Consider the following 23,406-nt stretch of genomic DNA (forward strand, 5'->3'; position numbering starts at 1 on the left):
GATTTTCTGGATACGGGCTCCTCCTCAAGTCGGCTTGCAGCCTCGGATTTAGGAAGGTATCCAGATGCAAAAAAACTGCGACACCCGGTACGCCTCAGCCGAGTAAAACTATAGCTTGCGGAGTTGAAAGGCCGGGTGGTCGAGACTCCAATTGGGGCCGCGCGCAGAATCAATTACCGGATGGAGCTGCGGCGCTCAAAGCCGTGCCTGAGTCCGAAGCGAACTGGCTGGCAGCGTGAATCGCCCCATCCCTACACCCGACGGAAACTACGCCGCCAGCACATCCTGCAGCGCCCGCGTAGCAGCCAGTGCGCCCAGGGCGGATTCAGTAAACCCACCATGCAGCACCACACCGGTCGCTGCCTGCTTGGCCTCATGCTTGGCCACGGCCGCCAGGTTGGCCACTTCCTCGGCATGCCGAAAACGCCCGGGGGTGATGCGCACCGCACCAATGGCCAGCGTGGTACACGGAAAGAACCGTGGCACCCCATGCCGGTCTTCGGCCTGGATGCCACCGGCGCGCCGGGCCTCGTCGTCAAACAGCGTGAGCGCTTCGCGGGCAAAGGCGTCCACGATGTTCTTGCAGCGCTGCAGCCAGTTGCTGCTCTGAAAGATCAGCATGAAATCGTCCCCACCCACATGGCCCACAAAGTCGCGCCGCGCGTCGCAGTGCGCCGTGGCCAGACGGGCGACGAGGCGGATCATCTGGTCGCCGCGCCAGTAGCCGTAGTGGTCGTTGAAGGGCTTGAAGTTGTTCAGGTCGGCATAACACGCCACGAACTCGGTGTGGTGGTCCAGCAGGCGCTGCATGTGCAGGCTGATGGGGATGTTGCCGGGCAGAAAGGTCAGCGGGTTGGCGTGGCGCGCGGCTTCGATGCGGGTCTCGGTCACGGCCCGCACCAGTTGGTCGCCCGTGCCCAGGCCCAGGTAGCGGCCGTTGTCGGTGACGATGTAGCCGTCGTTCAGATACCGCTGGTCCTGCGAGGTGAGGATGCCCACGAGCTGGTCCACGTCACAGTCCAGCTCGACCACGCGCGGCGCCTGGTTGGCAAACGCCAGGCACGATTTGCGGCCATGCACCTCGCGAAAGTACAGCGTGGCGTAGTGGTTCATGAACTGCTGGCGGTTGATGAGTGCCACGGGGCGCGTGCCGTCCACCACAGCCAGCGCGTGCAGGTCGGTGCGCTCATGGAACATGGCGGCCACTGCATCGTTGCTGGTGGTGGGCGCGGCGGTGGGCGCCTGCACCACCAGCAGGCTGCGCAGGATGCCCGGGCGCGCCGTCTGGCCCAGGTGCGGCAGCACAGCCACGCGGCGGTCCTGCATCACTTCCTGTGCCGGGCTCTCCACGGCCTCACGCGGGGCCTTGGCAGGGCGGCCCAGCAGCCAGCCCTGTCCGTAAGGGACGTCCAGGTCCCGCAGTGCGCGCAGGTCGTCGCGTGTCTCGATGCCTTCGGCAATCAGCTTGGTGCCAAACATATGGGCTATGCCCTTGATGGCCTGCAGCATCTGCAGGTTCTCGGGCTGGTTGCTGATGTCGCGGATGAAGTATTTGTCGATCTTCACGAAGTCGGGCTTCACCTCGGACCACAGCCGCAGGCTGGAGCGCCCGTCGCCAAAGTCGTCCAGCGCCAGCCGCGCGCCGCAGGCGTGCACCGCCTTGATGGCCTGGCGCAGCTGGGGCATGTCGGTCACGCGCTCGTGCTCGGTGATTTCCAGCACCAGAAGGCGGGCGCTCACGCCAAAGCTGCGCACGGCCTCGCCCAGCATCGGCGCGCCCACCAGGGCCACCCCGTGCACCAGCGCGTCGGCGCTGATGTTCACAAACAGGCGGCCCGGCGCCTTCTGAACGCCCCACTGCTGCAAGGCGGTGAACACGCACAGCAGCTCGAAGTCCTGCAGGATGTGTTCGCGCCGCGCCAGCTCCAGCAAGGCATCGGGCGTGTGCAAAAGGGTGCCCTCGGGGCCCCGGATCAGGGCTTCGTGGGCATACACGCTGCCCTCGCGCAGGTCGGCCAGGGGCTGGAACACGCAGTGCAGGCCCCCTTCGCGCATGAGTTGTGCCAGAGGGCCCTTGCCATGGCGCGCAGCCGGGGACAGCAAGGCCATCATCGCCTCCAGTCGGCTCCAAAGGGGGTTGTGCGTCACGGTAGATGGGGGGCTCTGAGCAAGATGCCCACGATATCGGCCGGGTGTGACAACCTTGTTACACACTGTTTCCGTGAGGTGACTGGCCATTCCCTGGGGTGGACGTTCGGGGGGCATGCAGGTTGTTCATGCGTTGGCTCAACCCTGGCGCAGCGGCAGGGCTGCCGCGAGGGTTCGGTTTGATCTTGCTCAATGCCCAGCGGTCCGGGGCGCGGCACAGTCCGTCCCATGCTGCCCTCTACCTATTTCTCACTGCCCGCCGAAACCGAGGTGATTGCCGCCGGTGAAGTGCTGCGCAGGCGCAACGAGGTGCTGACGTCTGTGCTGCACCTCGAAAGTGGCCGCGTGCTGCGCGGTGTGCTCGACGATGGCTACCTGCGCCACCAGCTGGGGGCCGTGGAAGGGCCGTTCTGGCTCGATGCCGCGTCGGCCCTGATGGGCATGCCGCTGCCGGTGGACATGGTGGCTGATACCCGTGTGCAGGTGCGCCGCCTGCCCATCGAGGAGTTTCGCCGCAGCCTTGCAGAAATGCCGGCGGGTGCACGGGGCCTGTTGCTCGACATGGCGCAGGGCTACCGCCAGCAGTCCGAGCTGGCCGTGAGCCGCCTCGCGCAGGATGCCGAATCGCGCTGCGCGCAGTGGTTGCTCAACCACGCCCAGCCCGACCACAGCGGCACCATGCAGGTCACGCTGCACCAGCGCAAGCGCCTGATTGCGGCGCAGTTGGGCATCGCCCCCGAAACCTTCTCGCGCGTACTGCGCCATCTGCGGGAGCTGGGCCTTATCCACGGCACGGGCAATGTGCTGAACCTGCCCCAACCTCGGGCGCTGCAGTCGATGGCCGGTTGCTGAACTGAACCCAGTGTGGATGGCTTCGGCGCCGCGCGAAAAATAGCGCGCACCGCCTCTGCTACTGGCGCGCCGCCCGCCAGCGCACCCGTGGAACTGGCTTTGCCAGGCCACTGGGTGCGTCCCCCTCCGGGGGAAGCCGCGCAGCGGCTCAGGGGGGCTTCCTCGTCAGGGTTTGTCCTTGGGTTTCACTGAGGGTTCTACCCAAGCCTTGGGCTGCAGGGGCTGCGTATATTTGTTGGGACCTGTCCGGTTTGACCTGTCCCCATGCCCAACGCCACCCCTTCGCGCCCATCGGGCGCTCCCTGCGCGGAGTGTCCATGACGCCCCCGACCCACCCTGCGCCGCCACAGGACGCGCCGGGCTGGTCAATGCCCGGTCCGCTGGTGTTGCGGTTGGTGCTGGTGGCGGTGCTGGCCGTGGGGCTGTCGGGGGCGGTGTCGGCGTGGCTGGTTACGCGGGCCTCCGGGCAAGAGGCCATGCGGCGGGTGGTGAGCCAGCAGACCGATGAGGTCGAGGTGGTGGCCCGCCTGCTGGCCAGCAAGATCGAGCAAAGCCAGAAGGTGTTGCGCACGGTGGCCGCTGGTATTACGCCCGCCATGCTCGAATCACCCTCGGCCCTCGAATGGCTGCTCCAGCAGGGCCTGCCCGCCGTTCAGTTCTTTGATGCGATGCAGGTCGCCCGCGACAACGGCGAACTGCGGCTGAACCTGCGCGGGGGGCGGCTGGACAAGGCCTCCAACCTGGACCCCGCCGAGCGCGATGCGCTGCGCCGCACGCTCATCGACGGCAAGCCGCTGGTGTCCGAGCTGATTGCCGGGCGCACCAGCGACGCGCGTGTGATGTTCACCATGCCGCTGCACCGCGAAGACGGCACTGTGCTGGGTGTGGTGGCGGGTGCGTTGCGCCTGCAATCGCAGGGCCTGCTGCCGCCGTCCATGACACTGCCCGCGCGCGATGATTCTCGGCTGCTGGTGTTTACGCGCGACGGCACCATCCTCTCGCACTCGGACCCGACCCGCATCATGGGCAAGGTGAGCGACGAGACGGGCCTGGCGCCCGTCTACAGCCGCTGGCTGGAGCAGGCCCAGCCGGTGGTGGGGCGGGGCACGACCCATCTTGAAGACCAGCACATCGTCAGCATGGCGGGCATGCCGCTGCCGCAATGGATCGTGGCGCGGGTCAGCCCCTCGCAGGCGCTGCTGGCGCCCCTGCAGGGCGCACAGCGCGAAGCCTGGTGGCTGGCCGCCGCCAGCATGGCGCTGTGCATGCTGCTTGTGGCCGGGCTGATGGCCTGGATGGCGCAGCCGCTGGCGCAGCTCACGCACAGTGCCCGCCAGCTGCTCCGGCGCAGCACGCGTGCTGGCCCGCCGCAAGGCACCGTCGTCTGGCCGCGTGCGGGGGGGGAAGTGGGCGAACTGGTGCAAATGTTCCAGGGCATGGTGCAGCAGGGCAGCCTGCAGCAGCAGCACAAGGCCACGCTGGACGGGCAGTTCCAGGCCGTGCTGGACAGTGCCTCCGTGGGGATTGTTATCTCGCGCCACGGCATCCTGGAGGTGGTGAGCCGGCAGGCCTGCCTGATGCTGGGCTACACCGAGGGCGAACTGCAGGGCCATCCGGCGCGCACCCTGTATGCCAACGATGCTGAATACGGCCGCATTGGCGAGCGTGTGCAGGCCGAGTTCGCCGCACATGGCGCCTTCGATGGCGATGTCTGCTTCATGCGCAAGGATGGCACCCCCGTGTGGGCCCGCGTGCAGGGCCGTGGTGTGCGGCCCGACGAGATGGCAGGCGGCACCGTCTGGATTCTGGAGGACATCACCGCTGCACGCGAGGCACAGATGCAGCAGGCGTGGGAGCGCACGCACGATGCCCTGACCCAGCTATACAACCGCAATGCGTTTGACGAGCGTCTGGGCCTGCTGCTGGCCGAACGCTCGATGCGCCCGCGTGCACCGGATGCAGACAGCAGCGAAGCAGCCGGGGACGGCGTGGTGCTGTTTCTGGATCTGGACCACTTCACCGTGGTCAATGACATTGCCGGGCATGACGCGGGCGACGATGTGCTGCGCCATGTGGCCCGCTTGCTCGAATCCCAGGTGCGCCAGATCGGCTGGGCCGCGCGGCTGGGCGGCGACGAGTTTGCGGTGGTGCTGCCCGGATGCGCGCTGGCACGGGGCCAGGCGGTGGCGGAGCAGCTGCGCGCCTCGGTACAGGCGTGGGAGCCTTCGTACCAGGGGCGCAGCTTCACGCTGGGGGTGAGCATCGGGTTGGTGGTGCTGGATGCGAGTCTGCAGGATGTGCCGTCGGTGCTGTATGCGGCCGACATGGCGTGCTACGACGCCAAGCGCGCGGGGCGCAACCGGGTAGAGACGCGCCATGCGAGCCAGGCGACGGCGTCGGGGCGGATGGCGCTGGGAGCGGCGTGAGCAGATTCCAAAAGATTTTGCGGTGTAGCGCTGGCTGGTAATGCGCTGACAGCTATCTTTTTTGAAGTCTATGGTTTGGAGAATGCTGAGGAGTGCACGATGGCGCTTACTCGCATCCCAAGCACGCCCGAAACAAGCACTACAGGCTATATGCTATAAAAATAGTAGCTATTTACGCTTGTCTAGTAAGCTGTAGAGCCAAAAAATCTCACAAAATCCGCCCGTGCCACCACACCGACAGCCCGGCTGCCAGCAACGCCAAAGTCGCCCCCAGCAACGCCAGCAATGACGAGATTTCGGTTTCCCGCTTCTCCACCGTCAGCCGTGAGCTGAGCGTCTCGTACACCTTCTTCAAATCCGCGGCGGTGGCCGCGTGGAAGTACTCGGCGTTGGTGCGCGTGGCCACGGCCTTCAGGGTTTCTTCGTCCAGCCGCACCCGCATGGACCAGCCTTCAAAGCCGATGGTCTCCCCCGCCACCGTACCCACGCCCACGGTGTACACCCGCACCCCCCGGTCGGCCGCCCATTTGGCGGCCTCCAGTGGGTCCACGCCAGTGGTGCGCTGGCCGTCGGTCAGCATGATGATGGCGGCCGAGGTGTAGGAGCCAGGCGCCACAGGTGTGAAAGCCTTGGCCGGGTCTTGTTTGCCAATTTCGTCAATGGGCTTGGGGCGCATGGCCTGGCGGCCGCCCAGGGCGGAGATGTCGATGCCCGCGTCGGGGAAGATGGTGGCCAGCGACAGCATGATGCCGTTGCCCGTGGCCGTGCCGCGCTGGAGCTGAAAACTGTCGATGGCTTTGACGAGGTCTTCGCGGCTTTGCGTGGGCAGCTGGGCCAGCTGGGCGCTGCCGGCAAACGCCACGATGCCCACACGCACATGGCGGGGCAGCTCGGCGATGAAGGCCTTGGCGGCGTTCTGCGCAGCAGTGAGGCGGTCGGGCTCCACATCGGCGGCGCGCATGCTGCCCGAGACATCCATGGCCAGCATGATGGTCTGGTCCTGCGAGGGCAGGGTGATGACGGCCAGCGGGCGTGCGGTGGCCAGCAGCAGCGCCACCAGCGCCAGCAGAAAGAGTGCGGGCGGGATGTGGCGGCGCAGGTTCTGGCCGGGGCCCATGGCCTCGCGCACCAGCGACAGGCTGGAATAGCTCAGCGCCGTTTTCTTGCGCCGGTGCAGCAGCCACCAGTACATCAGTACCAGCAGGGGCACGACCAGCAACAGCCAGAGCAGGGTGGGCCAGAGAAAAACCATGGTGTGTTCCTTCGGGCGGGGACGTGGTTCGTTCAGGCGGCGTGCTGCGCCGGATCTGCAGCGCGGGAGGGCGCGGCTCGGGAGGTGCGTACCCGGCGCTGGCGCAGGTCCATGAAACGCAGCAGGGCGTCGACCAGATCGTCGTCGGTGCACAGCTCCAGCGTGTCGGCGCCCGCGCGGGTCAGGCCTTCGCGCAGCACGGCCTCGCGCTCGGTCGCCAGGCGGGCGAAGCGGCGGCGAAAGCCCGCGTCGTGGGTGTCCACCTGCAGCTGCTCGCCGCTTTCGGCATCGCGCAGCGTGATGAGGCCCACATCGGGCAGTTCCAGCTCCAGCGGGTCGAGCAGGCGCACGGCCACCACGTCGTGCCGCTGGGCGAGTTGGGCCAGGGGCTTTTCCCAACCGGGTGCGCTGATGAAGTCGGACACCACAAACACCGTGGAGCGGCGGCGCAGGTTGGCCAGGCCCGTTTGCAGCAAACGGTGCAGTTCTGTGGCGCCTCCGCCGGGTTTGGATGTGCCGGTGGCAGGGGCGGGCGGTGTCAACAGCCGGTGCACCAGATGCAGCACATGGGCGCGGCTGTTGCGGGGCGGTAACACCGCATCCACAGCGCGGGCGGGTGCATTGCCTGCGCCGTAGAGCATGGCGCCCACGCGGTTGCCGTGGCGCGTCAGCAGGCGCGACAGCACGGCCACAAAGCCGGTCAGGATGTCGCGCTTGGCGTTGCCCTGCGGGCCGAAGTTGATGGACGGGCTCAGGTCCAGCAAAAACCAGGCGGACATCTCGCGGTCTTCGGTGAACACGCGCACGTGGGGGATGTTCAGCCGCGCGGTCACGTTCCAGTCGATGTGGCGCACGTCGTCATGCGGCTGGTATTCGCGCAGGTCGGCCAGGTCCAGGCCGCTGCCGCGCATCAGCGTGCGGTAGTCGCCCTGCAGCAGCCCGTCCAGGCGGCGGACCACCTTCCACTCCAGCTCGCGCAGCAGCCGGTCCGCCTGCCCGGGCAGGGTGGGCAGCGTGTGGACCGTGGCTGAAGTGGTGTCAGGCAACTTTTTGCTCATGATGCAGAGGCCGAGCAGGCGCCGGTATCTTGGCCATGATGCGTTTGACGAGGGCATCGGCATCCAGCCCTTCGGACAGCGCTTCGTACGACAGCGCGATGCGGTGGCGCAGCACGTCGGCCGCCAGGTCGGTCATGTCTTCGGGCAGCACGTAGTTGCGCCCGCGCAGCATGGCCAGGGCCTGGGCGCCCTCTGCGAGGGCAATGGTGGCGCGCGGGCTGGCGCCGCAGCTGATGTAGCCGGTCAGGTCCTTGAGGCCATGCCGCGTGGGCTCGCGGGTGGCGGCCACCAGCTTCACGGCGTATTGCAGCATCGACGGGTCTACATAGACGGTGCGGCATTCGGCCTGCAGCGCCGCCAGCTGCGCGGTGGTGGCCACGGGCAGCACCTGCACGGGCACATCGAGCGCGCGCTGGGCGATCACGAACTCTTCCTCCTCGGTGGGGTAGCCCAGCAGCACTTTCATCATGAAGCGGTCCACCTGGGCTTCGGGCAGCGCGTAGGTGCCTTCGGTCTCGATGGGGTTCTGCGTGGCCATGACCAGGAAGGGCTCGGGCACCTTGTGGGTCTCGCCCGCAATCGTCACCTGGCGTTCCTGCATCACCTCCAGCAGGGCGCTTTGCACCTTGGCGGGCGCGCGGTTGATCTCGTCGGCCAGCAGCAGGTGGGTAAAGACCGGGCCCAGCGTGGTGCTGAACTCGCCGGTCTTCTGGTTGTACATGCGCGTGCCCACCAGGTCGGCGGGCACCAGGTCGGGCGTGAACTGGATGCGCTTGAAGCTGCCCTGGATGGTGCTGGCCAGCGTCTTCACCGTCAGCGTCTTGGCCAGGCCCGGCACACCTTCGACCAGCAGATGGCCCTGTGCGAGCATGGCCACCATGACCCGCTCCAGAAAGCGGTCCTGGCCCACCACCACGCGCTTGACTTCGTAGAGCACCTGCTCCATCAGGGTGGCGGTGGCGGCGTTGTTCATGGCAGAGGGCGATGGGGTGGTTTCCATGGTGCTCCTTGTGAAGGGTCGGGATCAGAAGGGGGGCATGCCAACGGCAGAAGCCGCGTTCTCGATGGGCACCGCAAACCCGATGCCGATGAAGGTGCGTGCCGACGTGGGGTTCAGGATGGCGGTGACGATGCCCACCACCTCGCCATCGAGCGTGACCAGTGGGCCACCGGAGTTGCCGGGGTTGGCCGCGGCATCGAACTGGATCAGGTTGCTGAGCTGGCGCTTGCCTTCGGGCGAGGTGAATTCGCGCTGGAGGCCCGAGACCACGCCCGCTGAGGCCGAAGGCCCGATGCCGAACGGGAAGCCCACGGCCACCACGTGGTCGCCGGGGCGCAGGTCCTGGGTGGAGCGCAGCGGGGCTGCGAAGAGGTCATCGGGTACTTTGTGGGCTTGCAGCACGGCCAGGTCGTTCTCGGGCTGGGCGCCCGTGATGCTGGCGGTGGTTTCAAGGCCATCGTGGAAGGTGATGGCAATGCGGTCTGAGCCCGCCACCACGTGCAGGTTGGTCAGGATGATGCCTTTGTCCACAATCACCACGCCCGTGCCGATGCCGCGTTCCACCTCTTCCTTGCCGTTTTTGCTGCGGCCGTAGCCCACAACGCGCACGATGGAAGGCGAGATGGCTTCCACGGCGCGGGCGGCGGCGGAGGGCGGGGTGGTCGTCTCCAGCGTGCGCAGCACGGCGGCGTCGATGTCTTCCTGGGTGATCCGCTGGGCGGCGGGGCGCTGGTGCAGCCACAGGCTGTAGAGCAGCAATGTGGTCAGCAGCGCGATCAGCGCCCACAGGGCGTACAGATGGCGCCGCGACAGAGCCGTGCCCGCCACAGGCTTGATGGCAGGGTTTGGAAAGGGCTCCATCACACTGGCCGCAGGTTGTTCGGTGGGCGCAGGCGCTTTTTCAACCGGCTCGGGCGGGGAGCGGCGGGTGTGGCGGGAGCTGCTGTAGAGGGCGGGCCGGGGCATCCTGTCACCTTTTCTACGGAAGACGCCGCGAGACGGCGCACGGTTTTCACGTTAGCACGGATCGCTGCAGAGTGCACTTGCAAGGTTTCACGCCGAGGGAGCGGTCGGGGCTGATGGGGCATCATCACTCCATGACTGTCTGGATCGATACCCATTGCCACCTGGATGCGCCCGAATTTGACCCCGACCGCGATGCCGTGCGTGCCCAGGCGCGGGCCAAGGGCGTGGCCCATTGTGTGATTCCGGCGGTGGAGCGCAGCAACTGGGCCACGGTGCGCGCCCTGGCCCATCGGCATGGCGATAGCTATGCGCTGGGCATTCACCCCCTGTACACAGGGCGCGCTCACGACGCAGATCTGGAGCTGCTGGCGCAGGAACTGGAGCAACACCGGGCTGACCAGCGTCTGGTGGCCATCGGAGAGATTGGCCTGGATTACTTCGTGCCCGGCCTGGACCCAGCCCGGCAGGAGCAGTTCTATCGCACGCAGCTTCAGCTGGCGCGCCGGTTCGACCTGCCCGTAATCCTGCATGTGCGCCGCTCGTCCGACAAATTGCTCAAGGGCTTGCGGGAGCTGCCGGTACAAGGCGGTATCGCCCATGCCTTCAACGGCAGCCTGCAGCAGGCGCAGGCGTTCATCGCCCTGGGCTTCAAGCTGGGGTTTGGCGGCGCGATGACCTACGACCGGGCGCTGCAGCTGCGTCGTCTGGCGGCAGAACTGCCCGCAGAGGCCCTGGTGGTGGAGACCGATGCGCCGGACATCCCGCCCCATTGGTTGTATGCCACCGCCGCCCAGCGGCTCGAAGGCCTGCCCCAAGGGCGCAATGCACCCGGCGAACTCCCGCGCATTGCAAGCGCATTGGCCGAGCTGCGCAGTCAGCCGCTGGAGGATTTGGCGGGTATCACCTGTGCCAATGCGCTGGTTGCGCTGCCCCGGTTGCAGGCTCTGGTCTCCGTCTGATCCACCAATTGGTAGGTTTTTAGGAGGCCAGCGCTTTGTGGTAAAGGGTTTACAGCTATCGTTTTTTTTGAGGATGTCGCGGGGTTGCTGACGGGTTTCGGTTCAGAATCGGCGGATGCCCGACGCCGCTCTGACGCAGCCCCCTCCGCTCCCTGATGCTCCGGCGCCAGCTCCGCCGGTGCGCCTCCAGGGGCTGCCGCCGGTGGTGTCTGCAGGCACGGTGGTGCTGGTCCTCGGAAGTTTTCCGGGGGCTGCCTCCTTGCGGCTGCGCCAGTACTACGCACACCCGCAAAACCATTTCTGGAAGATCTTGCAAGCGCTGTGGCCGCAGCATCCCTTGCCGCCCGCAGGGGCCGAAGGGTATGCCGCACGTTGCGACTGGTTGCTGGCAAGGGGGCTTGGCCTGTGGGATGTGTATGAGAGCTGCGAGCGGGAGGGCAGCCTGGACACCAGCATCCGCAACGCGCAGGTCAACGACTTTGCGCGCTTGCAGGCGGCGTGCCCGCAGCTCGCCGCCGTCGCCCACAATGGGGGTGAGAGCTTCAAGCATGCCCCGGCGGTGCTCAGCAGCTTCCGGCCCCCCCGCGCTGCGGCGCATGATGATGTGCTTCCCGATCAGCGGGGGGGCTCGGGTTCCGGGCCTGGTCCCGCCCGCTCTATCGCATCGCACCGTCTGCCCTCGACCAGCCCGGCCAATGCCTCCTGGAGCTTTGAACGTAAATTGGCTGCCTGGGCGGACCTGATGGCAGCCCACCGCCTGCTTTGATTGTTGTGAATGACCCGCAAAAAAGAAAAATCACAAGAACTGCCCGAAGTCAGCGTCTCTGATGACGGCGAAGTGCGCCACCTGCACCTGGGCACCCCGTGGATTCAGGGGTCCATGCGCGTTGCAGAGCCTTTTGAACTGGAACTGGAGTACGTGCAGCGCATGATGGCGTGGCTGTTGTTTGCCGACCTGCCCCAGGTGTCCAAGGGGCACGCCATGCAGCTCGGGCTGGGGGCCGGTGCCATCACCAAGTTCTGCCACAAGAAGCTGCGCATCTGCACCACGGCCATCGAGCTCAACCCACAGGTCTTGGCGGTGTGCCGGCAGTGGTTCAAGCTGCCGCCCGATGGCCCCAAGCTGCGGGTGGTGCTGGCCGATGCGGCGCAAGAGATCAAGAACCCCATGTGGCAGGGCACCGTGGATGCGCTGGCGGTGGACCTTTACGACCATGAGGCCGCAGCACCGGTGCTCGACAGCGCAGACTTCTATGCCGACTGCCGCGCCTTGCTGACCGAAACGGGGTGCATGACGGTCAACCTGTTCGGGCGGGCGTCCAGCTTTGAGCGCAGCCTGCAGAGCATGGCGGCGGCCTTTGGTGACAAGGCACTCTGGGCCTTCAAGCCCACGCGAGAAGGCAACACCGTGGTGCTGGCCCAGAAGACGCCAACGCGCCCCAAGCGGGCGGAACTCGACGTGCAGGCGCAGGCCATCCAGGCGCGCTGGGACCTGCCGACCACCAAATGGCTACGGGCATTCAAGCCCGTCGCGGCCTGAGCCCCCGGGCCGCCCACAGCCCCGTTTCGGAAAGGTATCTGATGAAAACAATCTCCGCTTCCCTGGCCAGCACTGCGGCGCGACCCTACGTCGGTCCGGTGGACTGGCGACGTATGGTGCAGTGGCTCAGCGATGATGAAGTCATCTCCCAGGAAGAAGCTCAACGCACCATCGCCCGCTGCTCGCAGGCGGAAAGCTCCCAGCACGCGCTGGTGCGCCTGGCCAACGTGGCCATGGAACGTGCCAGCGATGGCAAGCCGCTGGACATCGAGGCATTGTCTGAGTACTTGGCCAAGCGCTCGGGCCTGCCCTATTTGCGCATCGACCCGCTCAAGGTGGACGTGGGGCGCGTGGCCGAAACCATGAGCGCCACCTATGCAGAGCGCCACAAGGTGCTGCCCGTGCAGGTCACCCCCAAGGAAGTGGTGGTGGCTACGGCCGAGCCCTTCATCGAGGACTGGGTGGCGGAGGTGGAGCGTCAGTCCCGGCGCACGGTGCGCCGCGTGGTGGCCAGCCCGCTGGACATTCACCGGTTTACTGCAGAGTTTTTTGCCCTGGCCAAGTCCGTGCGTGCCGCGCAGAAGGCAGGGGGCAACTCCGGGGGCAGTAGCTTCGAGCAGCTGGTGGAGCTGGGCAAGAGCAACAAGCAGCTCGACGCCAACGACCAGGGCGTGGTCAAGGTGGTGGACTGGCTCTGGCAATATGCCTTTGACCAGCGCGCGAGCGACATCCACCTGGAACCACGGCGCGACCAGGGCGTGATCCGTTTTCGCATTGACGGCGTATTGCACCCGGTCTACCAGATGCCGATGGGCGTGCACAACGCCATGGTCTCGCGCATCAAGCTGCTGGGCCGCATCGACGTGGTGGAAAAGCGCCGTCCGCAGGATGGCCGCATCAAGACGCGCAACCAGCGCGGGGACGAGGTGGAAATGCGCCTGTCCACCCTGCCCACGGCGTTTGGCGAGAAGATGGTCATGCGGATCTTTGACCCGGACAATGCCGTCAAGGATCTGGACGCCCTAGGCTTTGCCCAGCACGATGCCGAGCGCTGGGAGGCGCTGGTCAAGCGCCCGCACGGCATCATTCTCGTGACGGGGCCCACGGGCTCGGGAAAGACCACCACGCTGTATTCCACCTTGAAGCGGGTGGCGACCGAAGAGGTGAACGTGAGCACGGTGGAAGACCCGATCGAAATGATCGAGCCCAGCTTCAACCAGACCCAGGTGCAGCCCCAGCTCGACTTCAACTTTGCCGAGGGCCTGCGTGCCCTCATGCGCCAGGACCCGGACATCATCATGGTGGGCGAAATCCGCGACCTGGAGACGGCCGAGATGGCCATTCAGGCTGCGCTGACCGGGCATCTGGTGTTCTCCACACTGCACACCAACGACGCCCCGTCGGCCATCACCCGCATGATGGAACTGGGCGTGCCCCCCTATCTGCTCAATGCCACGCTGCTGGGGGTGCTGGCCCAGCGGCTGGTGCGCACGCTGTGCAAGCAGTGCAAACAAAAGGACGAAACGGCGCAGCGCGAAACGCTGGTGGAGGTGGTCAAGCCGTGGAAGCTCAGTGGCGGCTATCACCCCTACAAGCCCGTGGGCTGCGTGGATTGCCGCATGGGTGGATTTCGGGGGCGCATGGGCCTGTATGAATTGCTCACCGTGACCGAGGCGCTCAAGGAGAAGATCAACCAGGCGCCCTCGATCGACCAGTTGCGCCGCCAGGCCGTGCAGGATGGCATGCGGCCCTTGCGCCTGGCGGGCGCGCTGCGGGTGGCAGAGGGCCTGACCACGCTGGACGAGGTGATTGCTGCGACACCGCCGCTGGAGTAAGACCTTGAACCAGCTCCGCAGGAGCAAGGGATGTCCTGCATAACTCCCTGCGGTCTGTGATAGCGCGGTCTCGGGCAGTCCGCTGCGTTGCTTTTCTTGCCAATAGCCATGCTATTGGCCGCAAAAAGACGCCTTGCGGCCTTTCCCGATCCGCACTACCACCGACGCGCGAGGGTTATGCAGGACATCCCAAGCGTTACCGGATGTAGGTGGAATCCACATCCGCGCGGGCCTTGGTTGCACGCACAATCGCGCAGTCGAGATTTCCCGCCAAGGAGACAATTCGTGAAAATCAAAAGTCAAAAAGACTTCTTTGCCGGCCTCATGTTCATGGGGGTTGGTGTTGCGTTTGCGTGGGGAGCCACCACGTACAACGTCGGAAACGGGGCCCGCATGGGTCCGGGTTACTTCCCGCTGCTGCTGGGTATCTTGCTGGCCATCATCGGCGGCGCGATCACCTTCAAGGCCACTACGGTCGAAACCCAAGACGGTGACAAGATTGGAAAGTGGGCCTGGAAGCCGCTGTTCTTCATCTTGGCTGCCAACTTTGCGTTCGGTATCCTGCTGGGCGGCTTGCCCAGCATAGGTGTCCCGGCGATGGGCCTCATCGTGGGCATCTATGCACTGACCTTCATCGCAAGCCTGGCGGGCCAGGAGTTCCACGCGAAGTCCGTGTTCATCTTGGCCACCGTGTTGGCCATTGGCAGTTACGTGGCATTCGTCTGGGCGCTCAAGCTGCAGTTCCCTGTGTGGCCGAGTTTCATCACGGGTTGAGCAGGAGCACCGACCATGGAATTATTTGACAACCTCGCGATGGGTTTTGGCGTCGCGTTCACGTTCCAAAACCTCATTTACTGCTTTGTGGGCTGCTTGCTGGGCACGCTCATTGGTGTGTTGCCCGGCATCGGCCCGGTGGCAACCATCGCCATGCTGCTTCCAGCCACCTACGCGCTGCCACCCGTGGCTGCGCTGATCATGCTGGCCGGTATCTATTACGGTGCGCAGTACGGTGGCTCGACCACTGCCATTCTGGTGAACCTGCCGGGCGAGTCCTCGTCGGTGGTGACCGTGATCGACGGCTACCAGATGGCGCGCAAGGGCCGTGCGGGCCCTGCATTGGCGGCGGCGGGCCTGGGCTCGTTCTTTGCCGGCTGCGTGGGTACGCTGATCCTGGCGGCCTTCGCACCTCCGTTGACCGAAGTGGCATTCAAGTTCGGCCCTGCCGAGTACTTCTCGCTGATGGTGCTGGGCCTCATTGGCGCCGTGGTGCTGGCTTCGGGCTCGCTGCTCAAGGCCGTGGCCATGATCGTGCTGGGCCTGCTGATGGGCCTGGTGGGTACCGACGTGAACTCGGGTGTGGCCCGTTTCAGCTTCGACATTCCTGAACTGACCGACGGCATCGGCTTTGTGACCATCGCCATGGGTGTTTTCGGCTACGGCGAGATCATTGCCAACCTCTCGCGCCCTGACGATGAGCGCGAAGTGTTCACTGCCAAGGTGGAAGGCCTGTTCCCCACCAAGGACGACTTCAAGCGCATGATTCCTGCCGTGCTGCGGGGCACGGCGCTGGGTGCCGCCCTCGGTATCCTGCCCGGTGGTGGGGCATTGCTGGCTGCGTTTGCGGCCTACACCGTGGAGAAGAAGACCAAGCTCCAGCCCGGTGAAGTGCCTTTTGGCCAAGGCAACATCCGTGGTGTGGCAGCGCCCGAGTCGGCCAACAATGCCGGTTCGCAGACTTCCTTCATCCCGCTGCTGACGCTGGGTATCCCCCCCAACGCCGTGATGGCGCTGATGGTGGGTGCCATGACGATCCACAACATCCAGCCTGGTCCCCAGGTGATGACGAGCAATCCCGAGCTGTTCTGGGGCCTGATCGCCTCGATGTGGCTGGGCAATGCCATGCTGATCATCTTGAACCTGCCGCTGATCGGCATTTGGATCAAGCTGCTCACGGTGCCCTACCGCTGGCTGTTCCCGTCCATCGTGCTGTTCTGCGCGGTGGGTGTGTATTCGACCAACAACAACACCTGGGACATCTGGATGGTGGGTGCGTTTGGGCTGGTGGGCTACATCTTCCACAAGCTGGGCACCGAACCCGCACCTCTGCTGCTGGGCTTCATCCTCGGCCCGATGATGGAAGAGAACCTGCGCCGCGCACTGCTGCTGTCGCGTGGCGACTGGAGCGTGTTCGTCACGCGTCCGCTGTCGGCAGGCCTGCTGGCTGCTGCGGCACTGCTGCTCATCATCGTGCTGCTGCCTTCGGTGAAGAGCAAGCGCGAGGAAGCCTTCGTCGAAGACTGACGGCACGGCCTTTTCCATCCGACTCCAGAACAACGGCACCTTCGGGTGCCGTTGTTTTTTGGCGATCTGCAGCCGCAGCACGCCCTCAGCGCCAGTACACAATGGCGGGCAAGAGGCCCGCATGTCCACTCCATTCCATCTGCCACAGCATCCCCACCGGGCGATGCTGCACAACGAAATCCACGCTCGTCCGCCCGAGGCCATGACGGCCCCGCTGGCCATTGCACACATCGTGATGCTGGCCGATGCCGCAGGGCGTGAAGCGAGCCGGGCCCATGTGGCGGCTCTGTTGCGCGACCACCACCTGGCATTGCCCGATGCGGACACCACGCACCTGCGCATGGACCTGGGGGCTTACCGCATGCGCTGGGAGCTGCACACCGAATTTGTGTCCTGGACCTTCATGGTGCCCATGGCGGCCGACGCCTTTGGCGAGCGGGAGCCGGCCAGCGCCGCAGACGCGGTGCCCCGCGGGTGGCTGGCGGCTTTGCCCGGGCATTGTCTGTGCAGCCTGAACCTGTGGGTACTGCCCACCCACACCTTTGGTTCGGGGTCGCTGGTCAAGCATGTGCTGCATGAGGACACGCTGGTGGCCTCCACGGTGGCCGACGGGCATGGCGAGGTCTACACCGATTTTGCGATCCACGCCGATGGGTTCTCGCGCATGGTGCTGCTCGCGGGCGGCATGACGCAGCGCCGCCTGGGCCGCCTCGTGCAGCGCCTGCTCGAAATCGAGACCTACCGCATGGCTGCCTTGCTGGGCCTGCCCGCTGCGCGCGAGGCCGCCAGTGTGCTGGCTTTTGCCGAACGAGAACTGGCCGAACTGGCCGACGCCATCCGCACCGCCAACCGCGACGCAGAGCCTGCGCTGCTGGACCGCCTGACCCGTCTGGCCGGGCAGGTGGAGAGCCAGTATGCGGCCACCCACTCGCGTTTTTCGGCCAGCAGCGCGTACTTCGAACTGCTGGACAAGCGCATTCAGGACATTGCCGAATCGCGCCTGGCCGGGATGCAGACGATTCGGGAATTCATGGACCGGCGCCTTACGCCTGCACGCAGCACCTGCGAATGGGCGGCGCGGCGCCAGGATGCGCTGTCGCAACGTGTCTCGCGCATGAGCAACCTGCTGCGCACCCGCGTGGAGATCGAGCAGCAGCAAAGCAGCCAGGCGCTGCTGACCACCATGAACCACCGGCAGGATCTGCAGCTGCAGATGCAGTCCACGGTGGAGGGCCTGTCGGTGGCGGCCATCACGTACTACATCGTGGGCCTGGTGAGCTACCTGGCCAAGGGGGCGCAGAAGCTTGGTTGGCCCCTGTCGCCGGAAACCACGGCGGCCATCGCCATTCCGGTGGTGGCGGGCGGCGTGTGGTGGTCGCTGAGGCGGCTGCACCACCGGGTGTTCCGCAAGCACGGCTAGCAGGGATCCACAAGAAGACAGCTCAGCGCACCGCGGCGTGCTGAGTGCTGAGCAGGGATGCTGGGGGTGGGGCCAAGCCCGACGGGCAGGCAGGCCCTTGTCGTATGCCCAATGTGCGGACATGGCATGCGACCCATAATGGCTCGATGCACTTCAGCTACACCCACCCCTATGCCAGCACCCGCCTGCCGGTGTTTGCGCGCAATGTGGTTTCCACCTCGCATCCGTTGGCCGCCCAGGCGGGCCTGCGCATGCTGCAGCAGGGCGGCAATGCCGTTGATGCTGCTGTGGCGGCGGCAGCGGCCATGACGATCTGCGAGCCCGTGAGCAATGGGCTGGGCAGCGACGCGTTCTGCATCCTGTGGGACGGACAGGCCCTGCACGGGCTCAATGCCTCGGGCCGCGCCCCTGCGGCCTGGACACCCGGGTACTTTCACAGCCGCTACGGCAAGAGCCCGGCGAGCCCTCCCAAACGCGGGATCGATTCCGTCACTGTGCCGGGTGCCGTCAGCGCGTGGGTCGCTCTGTCCGAGCGTTTCGGCAAGCTGCCCTTTGCCGCGCTGATGGAGCCCGCCGCCGAGATTGCCGAGCGTGGCTACCTGGTGCCGGTGGTGGTGCAGCAAAAATGGGCCGCTGCAGTGCCTGAGCTGCAGTCGCAGCCGGGGTTTGCGCGAAGCTTCATGCCCTGGGGCCGCGCGCCGCAGGTGGGGGAGCTGTTCCAGTTTGCCGCCGCAGCCCGAGCGCTGCGCGCCATCGGAGCCACACAAGGCCAGGCGTTCTACACGGGCGAAATTGCCCAGGCGCTGGTCGCCTTCTCGCAGGCCCAGGGCGGCAGCCTGACACTGGCGGATCTGGCAGCACACCGCCCTGAATGGGTTACGCCCATTGCCCGCCACTACCGAGGCTATACCCTGCACGAGATCCCGCCCAACGGGCAGGGCATCGCAGCGCTGATTGCGCTGGGCATACTGGACCGATTCGATCTGACGAGCCATCCCGTGGATGGCGCAGCGTCCCAGCATCTGCAGATCGAGGCCATGAAGCTCGCATTTGCCGATGTGTACCGCCATGTGGCCGAGCCATCGTCCATGGAGGTGACCCCCGCGCAAATGCTCGATGACGCGTACCTGGCCTCCCGTGCCAAACTCATCGACATGAACAAGGCGCAGGATTTCGGGGCTGGCAATCCGGTCAAGGGTGGCACGATCTACCTCACTGCGGCCGACGAAAACGGCATGATGGTGAGCTTCATCCAGAGCAACTACATGGGCTTCGGCTCGGGTTGTGTGGAGCCCACCTTTGGCATCAGCCTGCAGAACCGGGGCCAGGCGTTCAGCACCGACCCGGCGGGCCCCAACCCAGCCAACCTGGTGGCGCCCGGCAAGCGACCGTTTCACACCATCATCCCCGCCTTCCTCACGCAAAACGGCCAGCCCGTGATGAGCTACGGAGTGATGGGCGCCAACATGCAGCCACAGGGCCACATGCAAACCCTGGTGCGCATGCTGGACTACGGCCAGAACCCGCAGGTGGCTTGCGACGCACCACGCTGGCGCTTCAATGAAGGGCTGTCGATCAACGTCGAGGCCGCCATGCCCGCCGCGACGGTGCAGGGCCTGCTGGGCCTGGGGCACCGCATGGAGGTGATCCAGGATTCCTACCAGGACTTTGGCGCCGGCCAGTTCATCTGGCGCATGGGCGACCCCAAGGTACAGGGCTATGTGGCCGCCAGCGATCCGCGTCGCGACGGCCTGGTGGCGGGGTATTGATGGAACACCCCCTGAGTCGCTTCGCGCCTTCCCCCTCTCTCTACGCGCTGCGCGCTACGGGAGGGGGACGCGGCCAGCGGCCTGGCAAAGCCAGTTCCGCGGCCACCTCGCGTCAGGGCGTGCCAGTTTCATGGGCTGTGCTGCCGCGCAACGCAATGGATAACCGAAAAATACATTAAAAGTGTCTATAGACCAATCTGTAAAAGCGCGAGCAGCTACAAAAAACGCAGCAACCGGTCTCACCCTGGCCCTGCTGGGCTCCATCGCCTTCAGCGGCAAGGCCATCATCGTCAAGCTGGCGTACCGCCATGGTGTCGATGCGGTCACGCTCATCATGTACCGCATGCTGTTTGCGCTGCCCATCTTCGCCGTGATGGCCTGGTGGGCCAGCCGGGGCAAGCCCCCCCTGACCCGCAAGGACTGGCTGGGCGTGCTGGGGCTGGGGCTCACGGGCTACTACCTGGCGAGTTTTCTGGACTTTGCAGGGCTGGCCTACATCAGTGCCAGCCTGGAGCGCCTGATCCTGTATCTCAACCCCACTCTGGTGGTGATGCTGGGCTGGGTGCTTTACCGGCGCAGCATTACCTGGGGGCAGGCGGTGGGCATGCTGATCAGCTACTGCGGCGTGGTGCTGGTGTTCGGCCACGAGGCCAATCTGCAGGGCACCAACGCAGCCTGGGGCACCCTGCTGGTGTTCCTGAGTGCGGTGAGCTATGCCATCTATCTGGTCTACAGCGGCGAGATGGTGCGGCGCCTGGGTTCGCTGCGGCTGGTGGGACTGGCCACCACCGTGGCGTGCCTGCTGTGTCTGCTGCAGTTTGTGGTGCTGCGGCCTTTCAGCGCTGCCGTGGTGGCGCCCGAGGTGATCTGGCTGTCTATCCTCAACGCCACGCTCTGCACGGCTGCGCCCGTGCTCATGGTGATGATGGCCATTGAGCGCGTGGGCGCTGGAATGACCGCACAGACCGGCATGGTGGGGCCGCTGTCCACCATCCTCATGGGGGTCTGGATTCTGGGTGAGCCGTTCACGGTGTGGGTGGCTGCGGGCACGGCACTGGTGATCACGGGTATTTTTGTGTTCACCCAATTGGCGCGCCGCCAAGCGCCCTGACCTGGCAGCGGAGAGCGGGTGCGCGCTCTCCTTGGGGGTGACTTATCCCGCCTTCTTTGCCGCTGCAGGCCGGGCAGAGGGTGCTGGTGCATTGGCAGGCGCACTGCCGCCCAGGCGCTGTGCAATCGATGCGCGCGACCCGCCCAGCCCATCGAGCTGGCGGCCCATGGATTGCTCCAGGTAATCCAGACGGGCCTGTGCGGCGGGGTGGGTGGACATCGTCAGCGTGAACATGGGGTTGTCCGGCGTGACGGTGCGCAGCTGCTGCAGCACTGAGACCAGACCGTAGGGGTCAAAACCCGCCTTGGCCGCCAGCGACACCCCGGTGCGGTCCGCCTCGAATTCGTCGGACTGGCTCAGCCCCTTGGTGTAGACGGTGCGGAACAGCGACAGCAGCTGGTCCTTGACGAGCTGCCCGGCGATGTTGCTGGTGCGGATCTGCGAGGCCAGCAGTTGCGTGCCGACCCCCGCCATGGCGCTTTGCCGGATGGCCTGGAGGTGGTGTTTGGAGGTCACGTGCGTGATCTCGTGCGCCAGGATGCCCGCCAGCTCGGACTCGTCGGCGCAGCGGTCAATGAGCCCCTTGGTCACGAACACATAGCCGCCCGGCGCGGCAAAGGCGTTGTAGCCTGCGTCGTCCAGCACCACAAAGGTCCACGGCAGGCCAGGGCGCGACGACTGCAGGCTCACCCACCGGCCCAGGCGGTTCACATAGCGCTGCAGTGCCATGTCCGGGTGGGCGGGCTTGGCGCCCAGCAGCAGGGCGGCCAGCTGGCGGCCGATCTCGATTTCCTTGGCCTCGTCGATGTTCTCCATCGACTGCGTGAGCAGGCTGATCAGATCGTCACCCTGCGCCGCCGGAGCGGCTTTGCCCCCCGTGATGGCCGAGCCCAGCCCGCCCCCCAGGGAGTTGAGGATGTTCATCACGTTCTGGCTGTGGGCGGCCAGGGGCGCTGCGGCGAGCAGCGCGCACAAGGCTGCCGTCTGCGCGCGGCGTTTCCAGGTGGAATTCCGGTTCATGGCCATTTCCTCAGTTAGGGCTGTAGTTGGGGTCGGAGGGGTTGCTGGACCCGCTGCCGGAGCCCCGACTGGATGTGGGCAGTGCGGGCTGCGCCAGGGCGGGCACATCCCGGGATTGCAGGGACGCCGAGCTGGCGAACTGGCGCGCCTGGTCGGCATTCACCCGCAGGCTTTCTGCCCGGCCGACGGCGGCAGGATTGGGCTGCGCATTGGCGATGTCTTCAGCATCCAGGCCACGAATGCCCACCGTGGACGTGGCCGTGGTGGTGGAGCCGCTGTTGCCGCCAAACAGCCCGCCCAGGCCTCGCAGGCCGCTGGTGGCGGCGTTGTTGGTGGGCGTGGCCGACCCCGACTGCGGTCCCAGGTCGAACATGTGCACCCAGCCGGTGGCGCCTTGCTGTGTGCTCACCTTGGTCCAGGGGCCCTTGCGCTCGTTGCTGCGCGTGACCACGGTGTTGGCCTCCAGCGGGGCCACGCTCGCACCGCTGTCGGCGGGGGTGTCGCGCAACTGGGTGGCACGCTTGACCACCGCCGCCTCCTGCGCATGCGCGCTACCTGCCAGGGGTGCCAATGCGGCCCATGCCAGCCAGGTGGCCAGGGCTCCGCGGTGCAGCCAATTCATGTTGCAGCTCTCCACTTATGATGATCTGTGAATGCTGCGGCTTGCAGCAGAACCGGAGATTGTTATGGATTTGGGTATCGCAGGCAAATGGGCGCTGGTGTGTGGCGCGAGCAAGGGTTTGGGCTATGGCTGTGCGCTGGCCCTGGTGCGTGAGGGCGTCAACGTGGTCATCAACGCCCGCAATGCCCAGGCGCTGGAGCAGGCTGCTACACAATTGGTAGCTGAAGACGCAATGCAGGAAAGCGCTGGCGGCCAAAAAAGCTCCAAACCGACGGTGCTGGCGGTAGCTGCTGACATCACCACCGCCGAGGGCCGTGCTGCCGTGTTCTCCGTGACAGGTGGCCCGGGCCGTGACTTTGACATCGTGGTGACAAATGCCGGCGGCCCGCCAACGGGCGACTTCCGCGACTGGGACCGCGATGCATGGATCAAGGCCGTGGACGCCAACATGCTCACCCCCATCGAACTGATAAAGGCCACAGTTGACGGCATGGCTGCGCGAGGCTTTGGCCGCATCGTCAACATCACCTCCAGCGCGGTGAAGGCGCCCATCGACATCCTGGGTCTGTCCAACGGCGCGCGCAGCGGGCTCACGGGCTTTGTGGCGGGGGTCTCGCGCAGCAAGATCGCTGCACGGGGCGTCACCATCAACAACCTCTTGCCCGGCAAGTTCGACACCGACCGACTGGCCGCCACCGTGACCGCTGCTGCCGGTAAGGCTGGCAAGAGCGTGGACGATGTTCGCGCGCAACAGCAGGCCCAGATTCCGGCAGGGCGGTATGGCACGGCGCAGGAGTTTGGTGCCATCTGCGCTTTCCTGTGCAGCCAGCAGGCGGGTTATATGACCGGGCAGAACGTGCTGGCGGACGGCGGCGCTTATCCTGGGACCTTCTGACCCGCGCTGAGACGGAAGGTCACCGCGTCGTCTGTGGTCACTGGCGGGCGAAGGAGATTCCCTGGCGGCAGGGCGTGGCGTTTTGCAGACAGCTTTGCCCGCCGAGGGGGAAAACTTGGTGAAGAATGGTGCCCCAGCATTCCAACCCGAAAGTACCGGAACATGACACCGCGCATCCCTCCCCAGGGCGGCCTTCCAGACCTCTATGCGATCCATGGATGCCGCTGGGGCG

The 23,406-nt window shown here is 65.9% G+C and carries 19 protein-coding genes; 12 read left to right on the forward strand and 7 right to left on the reverse strand.

Annotated elements, in window-relative coordinates:
• Positions 1–267: 267 nt before the first annotated feature.
• On the reverse strand, positions 268–2,112 hold the full coding sequence (locus tag ACQ4MJ_RS02370; protein WP_431153123.1) for an EAL domain-containing protein: 1,845 nt from the start codon (positions 2,110–2,112) through the stop codon (positions 268–270).
• Between the two features lie 264 nt (positions 2,113–2,376).
• Here ACQ4MJ_RS02370 and ACQ4MJ_RS02375 point away from each other — a divergent pair, with 264 nt between their 5' ends.
• Positions 2,377–3,000 carry a Crp/Fnr family transcriptional regulator gene (locus ACQ4MJ_RS02375; protein WP_055401449.1) on the forward strand — a complete coding sequence of 208 codons (624 nt, stop codon included), beginning with the start codon at positions 2,377–2,379 and terminating at the stop codon, positions 2,998–3,000.
• 317 nt (positions 3,001–3,317) lie between these two features.
• The gene (locus tag ACQ4MJ_RS02380) at positions 3,318–5,426 is read left to right on the forward strand and encodes a diguanylate cyclase domain-containing protein (RefSeq protein ID WP_431150301.1); all 2,109 of its coding nucleotides are present in this window, start codon (positions 3,318–3,320) and stop codon (positions 5,424–5,426) included.
• Between the two features lie 208 nt (positions 5,427–5,634).
• Here the strand turns inward: ACQ4MJ_RS02380 and ACQ4MJ_RS02385 are convergent, their stop codons facing one another.
• From ACQ4MJ_RS02385 to ACQ4MJ_RS02400, 4 genes are read right to left on the reverse strand one after another with little or no spacing between them, the layout of a single operon-like run.
• Positions 5,635–6,678 (reverse strand): VWA domain-containing protein, encoded by a 1,044-nt coding sequence (locus ACQ4MJ_RS02385; protein ID WP_121420892.1) that lies wholly within the window; start codon positions 6,676–6,678, stop codon positions 5,635–5,637.
• Between the two features lie 32 nt (positions 6,679–6,710).
• Positions 6,711–7,736: a DUF58 domain-containing protein gene (locus ACQ4MJ_RS02390; protein ID WP_431150300.1), complete on the reverse strand. Its 1,026-nt coding sequence runs from the start codon at positions 7,734–7,736 to the stop codon at positions 6,711–6,713.
• Positions 7,717–8,736 (reverse strand): AAA family ATPase, encoded by a 1,020-nt coding sequence (locus ACQ4MJ_RS02395; RefSeq protein WP_055401455.1) that lies wholly within the window; start codon positions 8,734–8,736, stop codon positions 7,717–7,719. The genes ACQ4MJ_RS02390 and ACQ4MJ_RS02395 overlap by 20 nt, the downstream gene beginning before the upstream one ends.
• Positions 8,737–8,760: 24 nt before the next feature.
• Entirely contained in the window at positions 8,761–9,702 is a 942-nt protein-coding gene (locus ACQ4MJ_RS02400; protein WP_431150297.1) for a S1C family serine protease, read from the reverse strand.
• A gap of 131 nt (positions 9,703–9,833) precedes the next feature.
• Here ACQ4MJ_RS02400 and ACQ4MJ_RS02405 point away from each other — a divergent pair, with 131 nt between their 5' ends.
• The 9 genes from ACQ4MJ_RS02405 (at position 9,834) to ACQ4MJ_RS02445 (ending at position 20,637) form a co-directional block, all read left to right on the forward strand.
• Positions 9,834–10,661, forward strand: a complete 828-nt coding sequence (locus tag ACQ4MJ_RS02405; RefSeq protein WP_431150295.1) for a TatD family hydrolase — start codon at positions 9,834–9,836, stop codon at positions 10,659–10,661.
• 115 nt (positions 10,662–10,776) lie between these two features.
• Positions 10,777–11,427: a DNA-deoxyinosine glycosylase gene (locus tag ACQ4MJ_RS02410; RefSeq protein ID WP_431150293.1), complete on the forward strand. Its 651-nt coding sequence runs from the start codon at positions 10,777–10,779 to the stop codon at positions 11,425–11,427.
• Between the two features lie 9 nt (positions 11,428–11,436).
• Positions 11,437–12,201, forward strand: coding sequence for a spermidine synthase (locus ACQ4MJ_RS02415; RefSeq protein ID WP_431150291.1), 765 nt, complete (start codon positions 11,437–11,439; stop codon positions 12,199–12,201).
• Between the two features lie 41 nt (positions 12,202–12,242).
• Positions 12,243–14,036, forward strand: a complete 1,794-nt coding sequence (locus ACQ4MJ_RS02420) for a GspE/PulE family protein (protein ID WP_431150290.1) — start codon at positions 12,243–12,245, stop codon at positions 14,034–14,036.
• Between the two features lie 285 nt (positions 14,037–14,321).
• On the forward strand, positions 14,322–14,810 hold the full coding sequence (locus ACQ4MJ_RS02425) for a tripartite tricarboxylate transporter TctB family protein (protein ID WP_055401465.1): 489 nt from the start codon (positions 14,322–14,324) through the stop codon (positions 14,808–14,810).
• A 15-nt stretch (positions 14,811–14,825) separates the two neighbouring features.
• Positions 14,826–16,337: a tripartite tricarboxylate transporter permease gene (locus ACQ4MJ_RS02430; RefSeq protein WP_055401467.1), complete on the forward strand. Its 1,512-nt coding sequence runs from the start codon at positions 14,826–14,828 to the stop codon at positions 16,335–16,337.
• Between the two features lie 163 nt (positions 16,338–16,500).
• Positions 16,501–17,757, forward strand: a complete 1,257-nt coding sequence (locus ACQ4MJ_RS02435) for a DUF3422 family protein (RefSeq protein ID WP_228896822.1) — start codon at positions 16,501–16,503, stop codon at positions 17,755–17,757.
• Between the two features lie 146 nt (positions 17,758–17,903).
• Positions 17,904–19,526, forward strand: coding sequence for a gamma-glutamyltransferase family protein (locus ACQ4MJ_RS02440; protein WP_431150287.1), 1,623 nt, complete (start codon positions 17,904–17,906; stop codon positions 19,524–19,526).
• Positions 19,527–19,707: 181 nt separating this feature from the next.
• Positions 19,708–20,637, forward strand: coding sequence for a DMT family transporter (locus ACQ4MJ_RS02445; protein WP_431150285.1), 930 nt, complete (start codon positions 19,708–19,710; stop codon positions 20,635–20,637).
• Positions 20,638–20,679: 42 nt separating this feature from the next.
• On the opposite strand, the gene ACQ4MJ_RS02450 is transcribed toward ACQ4MJ_RS02445, so the two are convergent.
• Positions 20,680–21,657, reverse strand: a complete 978-nt coding sequence (locus tag ACQ4MJ_RS02450) for a M48 family metalloprotease (protein ID WP_228896545.1) — start codon at positions 21,655–21,657, stop codon at positions 20,680–20,682.
• A gap of 10 nt (positions 21,658–21,667) precedes the next feature.
• The gene (locus ACQ4MJ_RS02455) at positions 21,668–22,279 is read right to left on the reverse strand and encodes an SH3 domain-containing protein (RefSeq protein WP_121505639.1); all 612 of its coding nucleotides are present in this window, start codon (positions 22,277–22,279) and stop codon (positions 21,668–21,670) included.
• A 64-nt stretch (positions 22,280–22,343) separates the two neighbouring features.
• On the opposite strand from ACQ4MJ_RS02455, the gene ACQ4MJ_RS02460 reads away from it, so the two are divergent.
• A complete protein-coding gene (locus tag ACQ4MJ_RS02460) occupies positions 22,344–23,174 on the forward strand; it encodes an SDR family oxidoreductase (protein WP_431150282.1) in 831 nt (276 codons plus the stop codon).
• The last annotated feature ends 232 nt before the right edge of the window (positions 23,175–23,406 follow it).

The sequence above is a fragment of the Acidovorax facilis genome (assembly GCF_050626955.1).
GTDB classification, from domain to species: Bacteria; Pseudomonadota; Gammaproteobacteria; order Burkholderiales; family Burkholderiaceae_C; genus Acidovorax; species Acidovorax facilis.

Bases quoted from the DNA above. Each gene is read 5' to 3' on its own strand.
- ACQ4MJ_RS02370 (WP_431153123.1), bottom strand. From the start codon at position 2,112: ATGATGGCCTTGCTGTCCCCGGCTGCGCGCCATGGCAAGGGCCCTCTG.
- ACQ4MJ_RS02375 (WP_055401449.1), top strand. From the start codon at position 2,377: ATGCTGCCCTCTACCTATTTCTCACTGCCCGCCGAAACCGAGGTGATT.
- ACQ4MJ_RS02380 (WP_431150301.1), top strand. From the start codon at position 3,318: ATGACGCCCCCGACCCACCCTGCGCCGCCACAGGACGCGCCGGGCTGG.
- ACQ4MJ_RS02385 (WP_121420892.1), bottom strand. From the start codon at position 6,678: ATGGTTTTTCTCTGGCCCACCCTGCTCTGGCTGTTGCTGGTCGTGCCC.
- ACQ4MJ_RS02390 (WP_431150300.1), bottom strand. From the start codon at position 7,736: ATGAGCAAAAAGTTGCCTGACACCACTTCAGCCACGGTCCACACGCTG.
- ACQ4MJ_RS02395 (WP_055401455.1), bottom strand. From the start codon at position 8,736: ATGGAAACCACCCCATCGCCCTCTGCCATGAACAACGCCGCCACCGCC.
- ACQ4MJ_RS02400 (WP_431150297.1), bottom strand. From the start codon at position 9,702: ATGCCCCGGCCCGCCCTCTACAGCAGCTCCCGCCACACCCGCCGCTCC.
- ACQ4MJ_RS02405 (WP_431150295.1), top strand. From the start codon at position 9,834: ATGACTGTCTGGATCGATACCCATTGCCACCTGGATGCGCCCGAATTT.
- ACQ4MJ_RS02410 (WP_431150293.1), top strand. From the start codon at position 10,777: ATGCCCGACGCCGCTCTGACGCAGCCCCCTCCGCTCCCTGATGCTCCG.
- ACQ4MJ_RS02415 (WP_431150291.1), top strand. From the start codon at position 11,437: ATGACCCGCAAAAAAGAAAAATCACAAGAACTGCCCGAAGTCAGCGTC.
- ACQ4MJ_RS02420 (WP_431150290.1), top strand. From the start codon at position 12,243: ATGAAAACAATCTCCGCTTCCCTGGCCAGCACTGCGGCGCGACCCTAC.
- ACQ4MJ_RS02430 (WP_055401467.1), top strand. From the start codon at position 14,826: ATGGAATTATTTGACAACCTCGCGATGGGTTTTGGCGTCGCGTTCACG.
- ACQ4MJ_RS02435 (WP_228896822.1), top strand. From the start codon at position 16,501: ATGCTGCACAACGAAATCCACGCTCGTCCGCCCGAGGCCATGACGGCC.
- ACQ4MJ_RS02440 (WP_431150287.1), top strand. From the start codon at position 17,904: ATGCACTTCAGCTACACCCACCCCTATGCCAGCACCCGCCTGCCGGTG.
- ACQ4MJ_RS02450 (WP_228896545.1), bottom strand. From the start codon at position 21,657: ATGAACCGGAATTCCACCTGGAAACGCCGCGCGCAGACGGCAGCCTTG.
- ACQ4MJ_RS02455 (WP_121505639.1), bottom strand. From the start codon at position 22,279: ATGAATTGGCTGCACCGCGGAGCCCTGGCCACCTGGCTGGCATGGGCC.
- ACQ4MJ_RS02460 (WP_431150282.1), top strand. From the start codon at position 22,344: ATGGATTTGGGTATCGCAGGCAAATGGGCGCTGGTGTGTGGCGCGAGC.